Raw genomic sequence first — 13268 nt, forward strand, 5'->3', positions numbered from 1 at the left:
GGGCGCGGGTGCGCCGGTCACACGCCCGGGCGCAGGCTCAGCGCGGGCGTGTACCGGTGCAACCGGCTGCGCAGGAGCCCCGGGTGGTGGCGTACGGCCGCCCAGGGGCCCTCGGCGGCGCCTTCGGCGGTCAGCCACTCCTCGTGGGCCCGCTCGGACTCCCACTCGGCGTAGTTGAGGACCCGGGAGCCGTCCGCGGAGAGGTGGAAGTGCGCCGCGATCCCGCCTCGCGCCGGGCGGGTCCCGGCGTCCGCCGCCAGGGCGGCGCGGACGGCCTCCACCCAGGCCTTCAGCCGCTCCGGGCCGGGTCCGGCGAAGTCGACCTCGACGAGGGCGACGCAGCCGGGCACCGCGCCCGCGCTCTCCTCGCTCAGCACGAACGAGCGGAACGGGACGTACCGGTGCGAGGCCACGCGCTCGATGCCGGGGACGGCCCGGTCGATCTCGGCGTCCCGGTCGGCGCGAACCGTGCGGACGACGTCCTCGTACGCCCGCTCGTCCGTCCACTGGGCCAGGTGGAGCAGCGTGTCGCCGTCCGTCCCGAGGGCGACGGAGTACGCGAGCAGCCCCACGTGCGGCCAGTCGTGGCTCAGCCACGTCCGTTCGACGGCCTCGGCGGCCGCCCGCTGCCGCTCCGGGGTCGCGACCCGCCAGGTGTGGGCCGTCACGAAGGCGACACCGCACTGCGCGAAGTCGGGACGGGCATGCGCCTGGACGACGGTCTTCATCCTGGACCTCCTGTTCGTTCGGAGGATCCAAGCCTCTGACCTCGACCACGCTTGAGGTCAAGCCGTACACCCGTGCGACGCCCGGCCCCGGCCTTCGTCCCGCCGACCGCACCGCACCGCGGATCGCCGGGCCCCGGCGGCTCAGCCGAGCAGGTGGCCTCCGCCGTCGACGAGCAGCACCTCGCCGGTGATGTACGAGGCGTTCGTGAGGTCGAAGACGGCCCCGGCGATGTCCTCGGGCCGCCCCACCCGGCGCAGCGGGACCGCGCCCGCCACATGGGCCTTGGCCTCGTCCGCGCCCTCCACCCCGTCGAACCACGGGGTGTCGACGAAGCCCGGTGCGACCGCGTTGACCCGGACGTCCGGGCCGAGGGTCTTGGCGAGCAGCTTCGTCATGTGGTTGACGGCGGCCTTCGAGACGGCGTACGGGATGGAGCTGCCGCCGGGGCGGACGCCGGCCTGCGAGGAGATGTTCACGACGCAGCCCGCTCCGTGCGCGCGCAGGTGCGGGACCGCGGCGGTGACGGTCTGCCAGACCCCGATGACGTTGACGTCGTAGAGATGACGCCAGACGTCGGGCGAGGCCGCGTCGAGGTCGTCGTGGGGGATGAACCGGATGGTGCCTGCGCAGTTGACGAGGATGTCCAGGCGTCCGTACGCCTCCACGGCGGCGGCGACCAGGGCTGCCGCCTGGGCCTCGTCGGAGACGTCGGCCCTGACGTAGACGGCGTCCGGCAGTTCGGCGGCGAGCGCCTCGCCCGCCTCCACCGAGCGCGCCGAGTTGACGACGACCCGGATCCCGGCGGCGGCGAGCCGGCGGGCGACGGCGGCGCCGATGCCCGAGGACGAGCCGGTGACCAGGGCGACACGTTGTTCGCTCATGCTGTTCTCTCTCCATGTCCTCCTGTCGCGCAGGGAGATCATGCCAGAGACCACTCTTCAGGGTTGCTTACCCCTCACCCGAAGCAGAACTAAGTGGACCTTCACGGTCGAGTCCGCGCAGACTTCCCGGATGAGTACTGAACGCCCCTTCGGCCGAGCGCTCTGCGCGATGATCACCCCGTTCACCGCCGCCGGCGAGCTGGATCTCGACATCGCCCGCGAGCACGCCGCCCACCTGGTCTCCGAGGGCTGCGACGGGCTCGTCCTCAACGGCACCACCGGTGAGTCACCGACCACGACGGACGCCGAGAAGGCGGCCCTGATCGAGGCGGTCCGCGAGGCCGTCGGGCCCGGCCCCGCCGTCCTCGCGGGCGTGGGCACCTCCGACACCCGCCATACGGCCGAGCTGGCGCGCCAGGCCGAGAAGGCGGGCGCGGACGGGCTCCTGGTCGTCACCCCGTACTACAGCCGCCCTCCGCAGGACGCCGTCGAGGCGCACTTCCGCAAGGTCGCCGACGCGACCGGTCTGCCGGTGATGCTGTACGACATCCCCGGCCGCACCGGCACCCGGATCGAGCCGGAGACGATGATGCGGCTCGCCGGCCACCCGAGGATCGTCGCCGTCAAGGACTGCGCCTACGACCTGCTCGGCTCGGCCAAGGTGATCGCCCGCACCTCGCTCGCGTACTACTCCGGCTGCGAGGAGCTGAACCTCCCGCTGTACGCGGTGGGCGGCGCCGGCTTCGTCAGCACGGTGGCCAACGTGGCGCCCCGTCAGATGCGGGCCGTGCTCGACGCCTTCGACCGGGGCGACACGGCCGGCGCCGCCCGGCTCAACGCGCTCACGCTGCCGCTGGCCGAGCTGATGATGGCCTCCGGTCTGCCGGGCACGGTGACGGCCAAGGCGCTCCTCGGCGACTTCGTCCGGGAACCGCTGCAGCCCGCCGACCTGGAGACGGTCGACGGGCTGCGGGCGGCGTACGAGGATCTGGTTCAGTCGAACACGTAGGTGGTGCCGAAGAGCGCCGCGTGCTCGAGGACGTCCTCCAGCGGGTCGTCGATCTGCCCCGTGTGAAGGGTGAGGCTGGGACCGTTCGAGACGTACGGACCGTTGTACGTCCGTGAGTGCGTCTCGTCCGCGGAGGCGGCCGCGGCCGGCAGGAGCACCGCCGCCACGGTCATCGCTCCCACGATGATGGGCCTCGTCCTCATGTCGACTCCTCGCCTTGTCTGTTCGTGTGACTCAACGTCGTACTGACAACGCAGCGTCACACGGGCAGGTCACGGCTCAGTTGTGGCTGTGGAGGATCTCGTTGAGTCCGCCCCACACCGCGTTGTTCGGGCGGGCCTCGACGGCGCCGGTCACCGAGTTGCGGCGGAAGAGGATGTTGTCGCCGCCGGAGAGGTCACGGGCCTTGACGATCTCGCCGTCGGGCATGGTGACGCGGGTACCGGCGGTGACGTACAGACCGGCCTCGACGACGCACTCGTCGCCGAGCGCGATGCCGACGCCCGCCTCGGCGCCGATCAGGCAGCGCTCGCCGATGGAGATGACGACGTTGCCGCCGCCGGAGAGGGTGCCCATCGTGGAGGCGCCGCCGCCGATGTCGGAGCCGTCGCCGACGACGACGCCCGCGGAGATGCGGCCCTCGACCATCGAGGTGCCGAGGGTGCCGGCGTTGAAGTTGACGAAGCCCTCGTGCATGACGGTGGTGCCGGCGGCGAGGTGCGCGCCGAGGCGGACCCGGTCGGCGTCGGCGATCCGGACACCGGCGGGGACGACGTAGTCGGTCATCCGCGGGAACTTGTCGATCGAGGTCACCTGGAGGTGCAGGCCCTCGGCGCGCGCGTTGAGGCGGACCTTCTCGATGTCGTCGACGGCGACGGGGCCGAGCGAGGTCCAGGCGACGTTGGCGAGCAGGCCGAAGAGGCCGTCGAGGCTCTGGCCGTGCGGCTTGACCAGCCGGTGGCTGAGCAGGTGCAGACGCAGGTACGCGTCGTGCGCGTCGAGCGGCTTGTCGTCGAGCGAGGAGATGACGGTGCGGACGGCGACCACCTCGACGCCACGGCGGGCGTCCACGCCGAGGGCCTTGGCGGCGCCCTCACCGAGGGCGTTGACGGCGGCGTCGGGGGTGAGCCGCTCGGTTCCGGCGGGCCCGGGCGCGTCGGTCAGCTCGGGGGCGGGGAACCAGGTGTCGAGAACGGTGCCGTCACCGGCGATGGTGGCGAGGCCGGCGGCGACGGCGCCGGTGGTGCGAGGAGCAGTGGTCATGCGGAGAACCTAACGTTCGAGGCGGCGCCCGGGCCAACCGGTCTCATGTCGCGGTACCCCTCCCGGCGGATCCGCCGACAACGACCGCGGCGCCTTGGCGGATCGACCGGAGCCGGGCACTCCGCCCGACGACCGACCGCCCTGCGGGCCCGACCGCCCGCGCCGGCATGCCGGGCGATGGCGTACGAGCACCGCCCGGCGGAGCCCCTGCCGGGCCGGAGGGCGGCCCCCGGTGGTTCCCGGGGCCCCGCCCCCCGTCACGGGCGGGCCGCCAGGAGCCGCGTCAGCACCTCGCGGGCGTACTCCTCGTCGTACTCCGCGTCCGTCAGCAGCACCTGCAGACAGATGCCGTCCATGAGCGCCACGAGCGCGCGGGCGGTGACGGGGTCGGTGTGGCGCGCGAGCGCCGTGGCGACCGCCTCCGTCCACTCCGCCGCGACGGGGCGCAGGGCCGGCCGGCGCAGCGCGCCCAGGTAGAGCTCGTACTCCAGCTCCACCCCGCTCCGCGCGCCGCCGACCCACTCCCCCGTCAGCCGGGCGAGGACCGCGGCGAGGTCGACGCCGTCGCCTTCGAGCGCCGGGCTCTCGCGCAGCTCCCGGCCGAAGCCCTCGTTGGCCTGGCGCAGCGCGGCGACGAGCAGTTCGTCGAGGGAGGCGAAGTGGTAGGTGGTGGAGCCGAGCGGCACGTCCGCCTCGGCGGCGACCGTCCGGTGGCTCAGTCCGGCGATGCCCCGGGCGCCGACCACGCGCAGCGCGGCGTCGACGATCCGCTGCCGTCGCTCGGGGTCGTGGCGGCGCGGACGGGCCGCCATCAGTGCGCTCCCCCCATGTTGAGCACGAGGACGCCCGCGATGATCAGGAGGACCCCCGCGACCTTGGCGACGCTGAGGGTCTCGTTCATGAAGAGGATGCCGATGACGGCGACGGCGGCGGTGCCGGCACCGGACCAGATCGCGTAGGCGGTGCCGACCTGGAGGGTCTTCAGCGCCTGGGCGAGCAGCGCGAAGGCGATCACATAGCCCGTGCCGGTGACGACCGAGGGCCAGAGCCTGGAGAAGCCGTCGCTGTACTTCATCGAGACCGTCGCGACGATCTCCGCGGTGATGGCTCCCGCCAGCAGTCCGTATCCCATGCGTACGAGGGTACACAACGATGTGTACGGGCGTACGCAAAGCCTCCCGATACGGTGTCCCGCATGACCTATCCCTCGGGGCCGTACGGCTACGGCTACGCTCCCCCACCCCCTCCGCCGAAGCCCGGCGTGATACCCCTGGCGCCGCTGGGTCTCAGCCAGATCCTGACCGGCGCCTTCGCCACCGTCGGCCGCTACTGGAAGCAGCTGCTCGGCGTGGCCGTGGCCGCCTACGGCGCGGCCCTTCTTCTGATCGCGGCGGCCTTCGGCATCGCGTACGCGCTGGTCGCGGACCATCTGCCGGGGGTCTTCGACCTGCCGAGCGGCCAGGAACCCAGCTGGGACGACGGCCTCCCGCTGCTGATCGCGTTCGGCGCGGTCTGGCTGGTCGGGCTGGTCGGGATGCTGGTCGCGAGTGCCGTGGTGTACGCCGCGTGCCCCGTCGTCCTCCAGGAGGCGGTGCTGGGCAGGCGGACGACCTTCGGAGCCGTCTGGCGCCGATCCTGGTCGCGGATGCCGGCGGTGATCGGCACGGTCTTCCTGACGTCGCTGATCCTGTTCGTACCCGTCGCCCTCTTCGTGCTGGCGATGATCGGCTTCGTGGTCGCTCTCGCCACGGCCGCGGCGGACGAGACCACCGGGACGGGAGTGTTCTCGCCCGGCGTGGCCGTCCTCGCCTTCCTTCTCGCCCTGGCCGCCATGCCCCTGGCCACCTGGATCTGGGTCAAGCTCAGCCTGGCGCCGTCGGCGGCGGTGTTCGAGGGGCAGGGCGCGATGGCCTCCATGCGGCGCTCGAACGAGCTGGTACGCGGCTCCTGGTGGCGGATCTTCGGCGCGCTGCTGGTCGCGGGCATCATGGCCGGCGTGGCGAACTGGTTGATCCAGCAGGTCTTCGGCCTGCTGGTCACGACCCCCTTCTCCTTCGCCGAATCGAGCGGTTACGAGACCGGGAGCGAGGTCCTGATCGCGCTCGTGCCGGTCGTGGTGCTCCTGCTCCTCGGGGGGATGGTGGCGCAGGCCTTCTGTTCGGTCTTCCCGCCCCTGGTCACCGGCCTGGTCTACGTCGACCAGCGCATCCGCAAGGAGAACCTGGCCCCCGCCCTCGCACAGGCGGCGGGGACTCCGTTCAGTCCGTGAGCGACCGCTTCGGGCGCAGCACGCAGAACTCGTTGCCCTCGGGGTCGAGGAGCACGACCCAGGTCGCGTCCTCACCCTGACCGACGTCGGCGCGCCGGGCGCCGAGGGCGAGGATCCTCTCGACCTCCGCATCCCGGTCGTCGGGCGTCAGGTCGATGTGCAGCCGGTTCTTGACGGTCTTGGCCTCGGGCACGGGAACGAAGCACATCCCCGGCAGGGCGTGGGCGTCGGCACCGATGACGATCTCGTCCTCGGCCTCGAAGACGATCTGCCAGTCCAGCACCCGCGACCAGAAGCGCGCCTGGGCGGGCAGATCGTGGGCGTCGACGAGGATCTGGTACATGCGAACGGCCATGCCCTCCAGTCTGCCTGGAGGGCATGGCCGTTCGTGTGAGGAAAACGGTCGGACGTCGGAAACGGATCAGACGTTGAACCCGAGCGCGCGCAGCTGCTCGCGGCCGTCGTCCGTGATCTTGTCCGGACCCCACGGCGGCATCCAGACCCAGTTGATCTTCAGCTCGTTGACGATGCCGTCGGTGGCGGCCTTCGCCTGGTCCTCGATCACATCGGTCAGCGGACAGGCCGCCGACGTCAGGGTCATGTCCAGCGTCGCGATGTTCGACTCGTCGATGTGGATGCCGTAGATCAGGCCCAGGTTGACGACGTCGATGCCCAGCTCGGGGTCGACGACGTCGTACAGCGCCTCACGGACTTCTTCCTCGGAGGCCGGCTTCATCGTGGCCTCGGCGTTCTCGGTCATGCCGACTTCCTCTCCGCGTCGCCCAGCGCCTGGGCCGTCGCGTCCTTCCACGCCATCCAGCTGAGCAGCGCGCACTTCACCCGGGCCGGGTACTTGGAGACACCCGCGAACGCGACCGCGTCCTCCAGGATCTCCTCCATCGCGTCGTCCGGCTCGATCTGGCCCTTGGACTGCATCAGCTCCAGGAACGTGCCCTGGATCTTCTGCGCCTCGGCCAGCTCCTTGCCGACGAGCAGCTCGTTCAGGACCGAGGCCGAAGCCTGGCTGATCGAGCAGCCCTGACCCTCGTAACTGACGTCCTCGATCCGCGAGCCGTCGTACTTCACCCGCAGCGTGATCTCGTCGCCGCACGTCGGGTTGACGTGGTGCACCTCGGCGTCGCCGTCCCGAAGACCGCGCCCGTGCGGGTGCTTGTAGTGGTCCAGGATGACGTCCTGGTACATCGAATCCAGCTTCACGAGGTTCCCCTAGCCGAAGAAGTTCCGTACGTGCTCCAGCCCCTCGACCAGCGCGTCGACCTCGCCGGGGGTGGAGTACAGATAGAACGACGCTCGCGTGGTCGCAGGAATTCCGTACCGCAGGCAGACCGGCCGCGCGCAGTGGTGGCCGACCCGGACCGCGATGCCCTGCTCGTCCAGGACCTGGCCCACGTCGTGCGGGTGGATGTCGCCGAGCGTGAAGGAGATCGCCGCGCCGCGGTCCTCGGCCGTGGTGGGGCCGATGATCCGCAGGTCCGGCACCTCCTGGAGGCGGCGGACGGCGTACTCGGTGATCGCGTGCTCGTGGCGCGCGATGTTCTCCATGCCGATCGCCGACAGGTAGTCCACGGCCGCGCCGAGGCCGACGGCCTGGGCGATCGGGGGCGTACCCGCCTCGAACTTGTGCGGAGCCGGCGCGTACGTCGAGGAGTGCATCGAGACGGTCTCGATCATCTCGCCGCCGCCGAGGAACGGAGGCAGGTCCTCCAGGAGCTCCTGCCGTCCCCACAGCACGCCGATGCCGGTCGGACCCACCATCTTGTGGCCGGTGAAGGCCACGAAGTCGGCCTGGAGCGCCTGCACGTCGAGCACCATGTGCGGGGCCGCCTGCGAGGCGTCGATGCAGACCAGCGCACCGACCTCCTGCGCACGCCGGATGATCGTCTCCACCGGGTTGATCGTGCCCAGCAGGTTCGAGACCAGCGTGAACGAGACGATCTTGGTCTTCTCGGTGATGACCTCTTCGATGTTCGAGAGGTCGAGACGGCCGTCGTCGGTGAGGCCGAACCACTTCAGCTTCGCGCCGGTGCGCTGCGAGAGCAGCTGCCACGGCACGATGTTGGAGTGGTGCTCCATCTCCGTGATGGCGATCTCGGTCTCGTGGTCCACGCGGTAGGGCTCGTCGGCCCAGCCCAGCATGTTGGCCACGAGGTTGAGCGACTCGGAGGCGTTCTTGGTGAAGATCACCTCGTCGCGGCTCGGCGCGTTGATGAACGCCGCGACCTTGTCACGGGCGCCCTCGTACAGCGCCGTCGCCTCCTCGGCGACCGTGTAGACGCCGCGGTGGACATTGGCGTTGTGGCGCTCGTAGTAGGTGTTGAGCGCGTCGAGCACCTGGCGCGGCTTCTGCGAGGTCGCCGCGGAGTCCAGGTACACGATCTTCTTGCCGTCGTGGACCACGCGATCCAGGAGCGGGAAGTCCTTGCGGATCGCCTCGGTGTCGAGGAGGCCGGAGAGCCCCTGATGGGCAGATGTCACGCGGATGCGCCACCCTTCACGTACTTGTCGTAGCCCTCGTTCTCCAGCTGGTCGGCGAGCTCGGCGCCGCCGGACTCGGCGATGCGGCCGTTCGCGAAGACGTGCACGAAGTCGGGCTTGATGTAGCGGAGGATCCGCGTGTAGTGCGTGATCAGCAGGGTGCCGACCTCGCCGGTCTCGCGGACGCGGTTGACGCCCTCGGAGACGATGCGAAGGGCGTCGACGTCGAGGCCGGAGTCGGTCTCGTCGAGGATCGCGATCTTCGGCTTCATCAGTTCGAGCTGGAGGATCTCGTGGCGCTTCTTCTCACCGCCGGAGAAGCCCTCGTTGACGTTGCGCTCGGCGAAGGCCGGGTCCATGTGGAGCTTCTCCATGGCCTCCTTGACCTCCTTCACCCAGGTACGCAGCTTGGGCGCCTCGCCGCGGACGGCGGTGGCGGAGGTGCGCAGGAAGTTGGAGACCGAGACGCCGGGGACCTCGACCGGGTACTGCATGGCCAGGAAGACGCCGGCGCGGGCGCGCTCGTCGACCGACATCTCCAGGACGTCCTCGCCGTCCAGGGTCACGGTGCCACCGGTGATCGTGTACTTCGGGTGGCCCGCGAGGGAGTACGCCAGGGTCGACTTGCCGGAGCCGTTGGGGCCCATGATGGCGTGGGTCTCGCCCTGCTTCACGATCAGGTCGACGCCCTTGAGGATCTCCCGGGGGCCGTTCTCGGCCTCGACGGAGACGTGCAGGTCGCGGATTTCAAGCGTTGCCATGGGTGACTCAGGACTCCTGGGTGACGGAGACGAGCACATCGTCCCCTTCGATCTTTACGGGGTATACGGGGACGGGGCGCGTCGCGGGAAGGCCGGACGGCTTGCCGGTGCGGAGGTCGAAGCTGGAGCCGTGCAGCCAGCACTCGATGGAGCAGTCCTCGACCTCGCCCTCCGAGAGGGAGACGTTGGCGTGCGAGCAGATGTCGTTGATCGCGAACACCTCGCCCTCGGTGTGCACGACCGACACCGGCGTGCCGTCGACCTCGACCCGCTTCGGGGTGTCGGCCTCCAGCTCGCTCAGCGCGCAGACGCGGACGAAGTCGGCCATCAGACGGACGCCTCCAGCTCGGCCTCGATCTTGGCGATGAGACGCTCCTGGACGTCCGGCAGACCGATCTGCTGGACCAGTTCGGCGAAGAAGCCACGGACGACGAGGCGGCGGGCCTCGGTCTCCGGGATGCCGCGGGCCATCAGGTAGAACAGCTGCTCGTCGTCGAACCGGCCGGTGGCCGAGGCGTGACCGGCGCCGGCGATCTCGCCGGTCTCGATCTCCAGGTTCGGCACGGAGTCGACCCGGGCGCCGTCCGTCAGGACCAGGTTCCGGTTGAGCTCGTACGTGTCGGTGCCCTCGGCGGCGGCCTGGATCAGGACGTCGCCGATCCAGACGGCGTGCGCGTTCTGGCCCTGCAGCGCGCCCTTGTAGGCCACGTTCGACTTGCAGTGCGGCATGTTGTGGTCGACCAGGAGGCGGTGCTCCTGGTGCTGGCCGCCGTCGGTGAAGTACAGGCCGAAGAGCTCGGCCTCGCCGCCGGTCGCCGCGTACCGGACCCTCGGGTGGAGACGGACGACGTCGCCGCCGAACGTCACCACGACCGACTTGAAGGAGGCGTCGCGGCCGACCAGCGCGTTGTGCTGGGCGACGTGGACGGCCTTCTCGTCCCAGTCCTGGACGGAGACGACGGTGAGCTTGGCGCCGTCGCCGAGCAGGTAGTCGACGTTGGAGGCGAGCACCGCGTCACCGGTGTGGTCGATGACCACGACGGCCTCGGCGAAGGCGCCGAGCTCGATGACCTGGTGGCCGAAGGCGACCCCGCCCTCGCCGTGGACCGCGATGCGGATCGGCTCGCTGAGGACGGTCTCCTTGGCGACGGTGACGACCGAGGCCTTCTCGAAGGAGGAGTACGCCTGGGCGGCTACGCGGTCGACGGGCGTGCCGGCCTTGCCGAGCCGCGCGTCGTCACGGCCGACGGTCTCCACGGTGACGCCCTCGGGGGCCTCGATCTCGACCTTGACGCCCTCGCCGGTCGCGACGGCGGTGCCGTCGTGCAGACCGCGCAGGCGCTCCAGCGGCGTGAACCGCCATTCCTCCTCGCGGCCGTGCGGGACCGGGAAGTCCGCGACGTCGAAGGACGGGGGCGCGCTCATGCGCGTGGCGACGGTGGACTCGGCGGCCACCGCGATCGAGCCGGCGGTGGTGGAGCCCACCGGGATGTTCTGAGCCTCAGCCATGGCTGTCGTCTTGCTCTCTTCCTACGTTTCGATCCTCGGCCCGCCGCGTGGGGCGGGCCGCTAGCTGGTGGTGGGACGTCGGTGCGTCAGCCGACGGACCCTTCCATCTGCAGCTCGATCAGCCGGTTCAGCTCGAGCGCGTACTCCATCGGGAGTTCCTTGGCGATCGGCTCGACGAAGCCGCGCACGATCATCGCCATCGCCTCGAACTCGGTCATGCCGCGGCTCATCAGGTAGAAGAGCTGGTCCTCGGAGACCTTGGAGACCGTGGCCTCGTGACCCATGGAGACGTCGTCCTCGCGGACGTCGACGTACGGGTACGTGTCCGAGCGGGAGATGGTGTCGACGAGCAGCGCGTCGCAGAGCACGTTCGACTTGGCACCCGGGGCGCCCTCGCCGATCTCGATGAGACCGCGGTAGGAGGTGCGGCCGCCGCCTCGCGCCACCGACTTGGAGACGATGTTCGAGGAGGTGTTCGGGGCCATGTGGACCATCTTGGCGCCGGCGTCCTGGTGCTGGCCCTCGCCCGCGAAGGCGATGGAGAGGGTCTCGCCCCTGGCGTGCTCGCCCATCAGGTAGACGGCCGGGTACTTCATCGTGACCTTGGAGCCGATGTTGCCGTCGACCCACTCCATGGTCGCGCCCTCGTAGGCCACAGCGCGCTTGGTGACCAGGTTGTAGACGTTGTTCGACCAGTTCTGGATCGTCGTGTAGCGGCAGCGGCCGCCCTTCTTCACGATGATCTCGACGACCGCGGAGTGCAGCGAGTCGGAGGAGTAGATCGGGGCGGTGCAGCCCTCGACGTAGTGGACGTAGGCGTCCTCGTCGACGATGATCAGCGTCCGCTCGAACTGGCCCATGTTCTCCGTGTTGATACGGAAGTAGGCCTGCAGCGGGATCTCGACGTGCACGCCCTTCGGCACGTAGATGAACGATCCGCCGGACCAGACGGCCGTGTTCAGCGAGGCGAACTTGTTGTCGCCGACCGGGATGACCGTGCCGAAGTACTCGCGGAAGAGCTCCTCGTGCTCCTTCAGCGCGGTGTCGGTGTCGACGAAGATGACGCCCTGCTCCTCCAGGTCCTCGCGGATCTGGTGGTAGACGACCTCGGACTCGTACTGGGCCGCGACACCGGCGACGAGGCGCTGCTTCTCCGCCTCGGGGATGCCGAGCTTGTCGTACGTGTTCTTGATGTCCTCGGGCAGTTCCTCCCAGGAAGCGGCCTGCTTCTCGGTGGAGCGCACGAAGTACTTGATGTTGTCGAAGTCGATGCCCGACAGGTCGGAGCCCCAGCTCGGCATGGGCTTCTTGTCGAAGAGGCGCAGACCCTTCAGCCGCAGCTTCAGCATCCACTCGGGCTCGTTCTTCTTCGAGGAGATGTCGCGGACGACGTCCTCGTTCAGACCGCGCTTGGCGGCGGAGCCTGCCGCGTCGGAGTCGGCCCAGCCGTACTCGTACCGACCCAGGCCCTCGAGCTCGGGGTGGCTGATCTCGGTGGTCATGCGGGGTTCCTCCCGGCCGTACTTGCGGATGCTTCTGATGGGGTGGTCTGTGGGGCGCTGTGCGGGATGAACGTCGTGCAGACGCCGTCACCATGGGCGATGGTGGCGAGACGCTGGACATGCGTTCCCAAGAGGCGGGAGAAGATCTCCGTCTCCGCCTCGCACAGCTGGGGGTACTGCTCGGCCACATGGGCGACCGGGCAGTGGTGCTGGCAGAGCTGCTCGCCGACCGGCGCGTTCCGCGCAGTGGCAGCGTACCCGTCCGCACTCAGCGCCTTGGCAAGCGCCTCGGTGCGGTGCTCGGGGTCCGCCGACTCGACGGCCTCGCGGTACGCCTCCGCCTGGTGTTCGAGACGGTCGCGGGCGAACGCCGCGACGGCGGCTTCCCCTCCCGCATTCTTCTCGATCCAGCGCAGCGCGTCGACGGCGAGGGAGTCGTACGACTGGTCGAAGGCGTCCCGGCCGCAGTCGGTCAGTGCGAAGACCTTGGCGGGGCGGCCGCGGGTGCGCGCTCCGTAGACGCGCTTCTCCCGGGCTTCGACGACATTGTCGCTGACGAGCGAATCCAGATGCCGGCGCACGGCCGCCTGGGTGAGGCCGAGCCGTGTCGCCAGATCGGAGACGGTCGACGGGCCGTGATCCAGGATGGACCGCGCGACACGGTTGCGCGTGGAACGCTCACCGGTCGCGAGTTCCTCCACGGGAGCCTCGCCGACGTTTTTCACAACGCCATTGTTGCGTAATTCCTTCGAGAGTGACAAGCGACCCCCGGGTGGGGTCGCGGTGCCGTGCATCACGTAGGTAAGGCTTACCTGACCTGCGGAAACGATCTCCGGAGCCTCCGACGGC

17 protein-coding genes are annotated in these 13268 nt (G+C 70.0%); 2 read left to right on the forward strand and 15 right to left on the reverse strand.

The features are described 5' to 3' along the window. Positions 1-17: 17 nt before the first annotated feature. Both M5362_RS18030 and M5362_RS18035 read right to left on the reverse strand, forming a co-directional pair. A complete protein-coding gene (locus M5362_RS18030) occupies positions 18-728 on the reverse strand; it encodes an antibiotic biosynthesis monooxygenase (RefSeq protein WP_260228603.1) in 711 nt (236 codons plus the stop codon). Positions 729-869: 141 nt separating this feature from the next. Then, positions 870-1610 carry an SDR family NAD(P)-dependent oxidoreductase gene (locus M5362_RS18035; protein ID WP_260228604.1) on the reverse strand — a complete coding sequence of 247 codons (741 nt, stop codon included), beginning with the start codon at positions 1608-1610 and terminating at the stop codon, positions 870-872. 130 nt (positions 1611-1740) lie between these two features. Between M5362_RS18035 and dapA the strand changes: the two genes are divergently transcribed. After that, positions 1741-2619: a 4-hydroxy-tetrahydrodipicolinate synthase gene (gene dapA / locus M5362_RS18040; RefSeq protein WP_260228605.1), complete on the forward strand. Its 879-nt coding sequence runs from the start codon at positions 1741-1743 to the stop codon at positions 2617-2619. On the opposite strand, the gene M5362_RS18045 is transcribed toward dapA, so the two are convergent. The 4 genes from M5362_RS18045 to M5362_RS18060 all read right to left on the reverse strand — a co-directional run bounded on the left by M5362_RS18045 (position 2604) and on the right by M5362_RS18060 (position 5014). Next, positions 2604-2822 (reverse strand): hypothetical protein, encoded by a 219-nt coding sequence (locus tag M5362_RS18045; protein ID WP_260228606.1) that lies wholly within the window; start codon positions 2820-2822, stop codon positions 2604-2606. The two genes, dapA and M5362_RS18045, sit on opposite strands and share 16 nt — an antisense overlap. A 76-nt stretch (positions 2823-2898) precedes the next feature. Continuing rightward, positions 2899-3882: a 2,3,4,5-tetrahydropyridine-2,6-dicarboxylate N-succinyltransferase gene (gene dapD / locus M5362_RS18050; RefSeq protein ID WP_260228607.1), complete on the reverse strand. Its 984-nt coding sequence runs from the start codon at positions 3880-3882 to the stop codon at positions 2899-2901. 257 nt (positions 3883-4139) lie between these two features. Then, positions 4140-4694, reverse strand: a complete 555-nt coding sequence (locus tag M5362_RS18055; protein ID WP_260228608.1) for a TetR/AcrR family transcriptional regulator — start codon at positions 4692-4694, stop codon at positions 4140-4142. Beyond that, positions 4694-5014, reverse strand: a complete 321-nt coding sequence (locus M5362_RS18060; RefSeq protein ID WP_260228609.1) for a multidrug efflux SMR transporter — start codon at positions 5012-5014, stop codon at positions 4694-4696. The genes M5362_RS18055 and M5362_RS18060 overlap by 1 nt, the downstream gene beginning before the upstream one ends. Positions 5015-5077: 63 nt before the next feature. Here M5362_RS18060 and M5362_RS18065 point away from each other — a divergent pair, with 63 nt between their 5' ends. After that, complete coding sequence (locus tag M5362_RS18065) at positions 5078-6151, forward strand: oxidoreductase (protein WP_260228610.1); 1074 nt, start codon at positions 5078-5080, stop codon at positions 6149-6151. Here the strand turns inward: M5362_RS18065 and M5362_RS18070 are convergent. The 9 genes from M5362_RS18070 to M5362_RS18110 form a co-directional block, all read right to left on the reverse strand. Then, a complete protein-coding gene (locus M5362_RS18070) occupies positions 6141-6506 on the reverse strand; it encodes a VOC family protein (protein ID WP_260228611.1) in 366 nt (121 codons plus the stop codon). The genes M5362_RS18065 and M5362_RS18070 overlap by 11 nt on opposite strands. A gap of 66 nt (positions 6507-6572) precedes the next feature. Continuing rightward, positions 6573-6911, reverse strand: a complete 339-nt coding sequence (locus tag M5362_RS18075) for a metal-sulfur cluster assembly factor (RefSeq protein WP_260228612.1) — start codon at positions 6909-6911, stop codon at positions 6573-6575. Next, positions 6908-7369, reverse strand: coding sequence for a Fe-S cluster assembly sulfur transfer protein SufU (gene sufU, locus M5362_RS18080; RefSeq protein ID WP_017238621.1), 462 nt, complete (start codon positions 7367-7369; stop codon positions 6908-6910). Before sufU ends, M5362_RS18075 begins: the two co-directional genes overlap by 4 nt. Before the next feature lie 9 nt (positions 7370-7378). Then, positions 7379-8647 (reverse strand): cysteine desulfurase, encoded by a 1269-nt coding sequence (locus M5362_RS18085; protein WP_260228613.1) that lies wholly within the window; start codon positions 8645-8647, stop codon positions 7379-7381. Next, complete coding sequence (gene sufC, locus M5362_RS18090; protein WP_260228614.1) at positions 8644-9408, reverse strand: Fe-S cluster assembly ATPase SufC; 765 nt, start codon at positions 9406-9408, stop codon at positions 8644-8646. The genes M5362_RS18085 and sufC overlap by 4 nt, the downstream gene beginning before the upstream one ends. 7 nt (positions 9409-9415) lie before the next feature. Continuing rightward, a complete protein-coding gene (locus tag M5362_RS18095; protein WP_260228615.1) occupies positions 9416-9736 on the reverse strand; it encodes a bifunctional 3-phenylpropionate/cinnamic acid dioxygenase ferredoxin subunit in 321 nt (106 codons plus the stop codon). Next, a complete protein-coding gene (gene sufD / locus M5362_RS18100) occupies positions 9736-10917 on the reverse strand; it encodes a Fe-S cluster assembly protein SufD (RefSeq protein ID WP_260228616.1) in 1182 nt (393 codons plus the stop codon). Before sufD ends, M5362_RS18095 begins: the two co-directional genes overlap by 1 nt. Positions 10918-11003: 86 nt before the next feature. Further along, positions 11004-12419, reverse strand: a complete 1416-nt coding sequence (sufB, locus tag M5362_RS18105; RefSeq protein WP_260228617.1) for a Fe-S cluster assembly protein SufB — start codon at positions 12417-12419, stop codon at positions 11004-11006. After that, a complete protein-coding gene (locus M5362_RS18110) occupies positions 12416-13144 on the reverse strand; it encodes a metalloregulator ArsR/SmtB family transcription factor (RefSeq protein ID WP_260228618.1) in 729 nt (242 codons plus the stop codon). The genes sufB and M5362_RS18110 overlap by 4 nt, the downstream gene beginning before the upstream one ends. Between the last annotated feature and the right edge of the window lie 124 nt (positions 13145-13268).

Origin of the sequence: Streptomyces sp. Je 1-79, from assembly GCF_025195125.1 — a bacterium.
GTDB lineage: Bacteria > Actinomycetota > Actinomycetes > Streptomycetales > Streptomycetaceae > Streptomyces.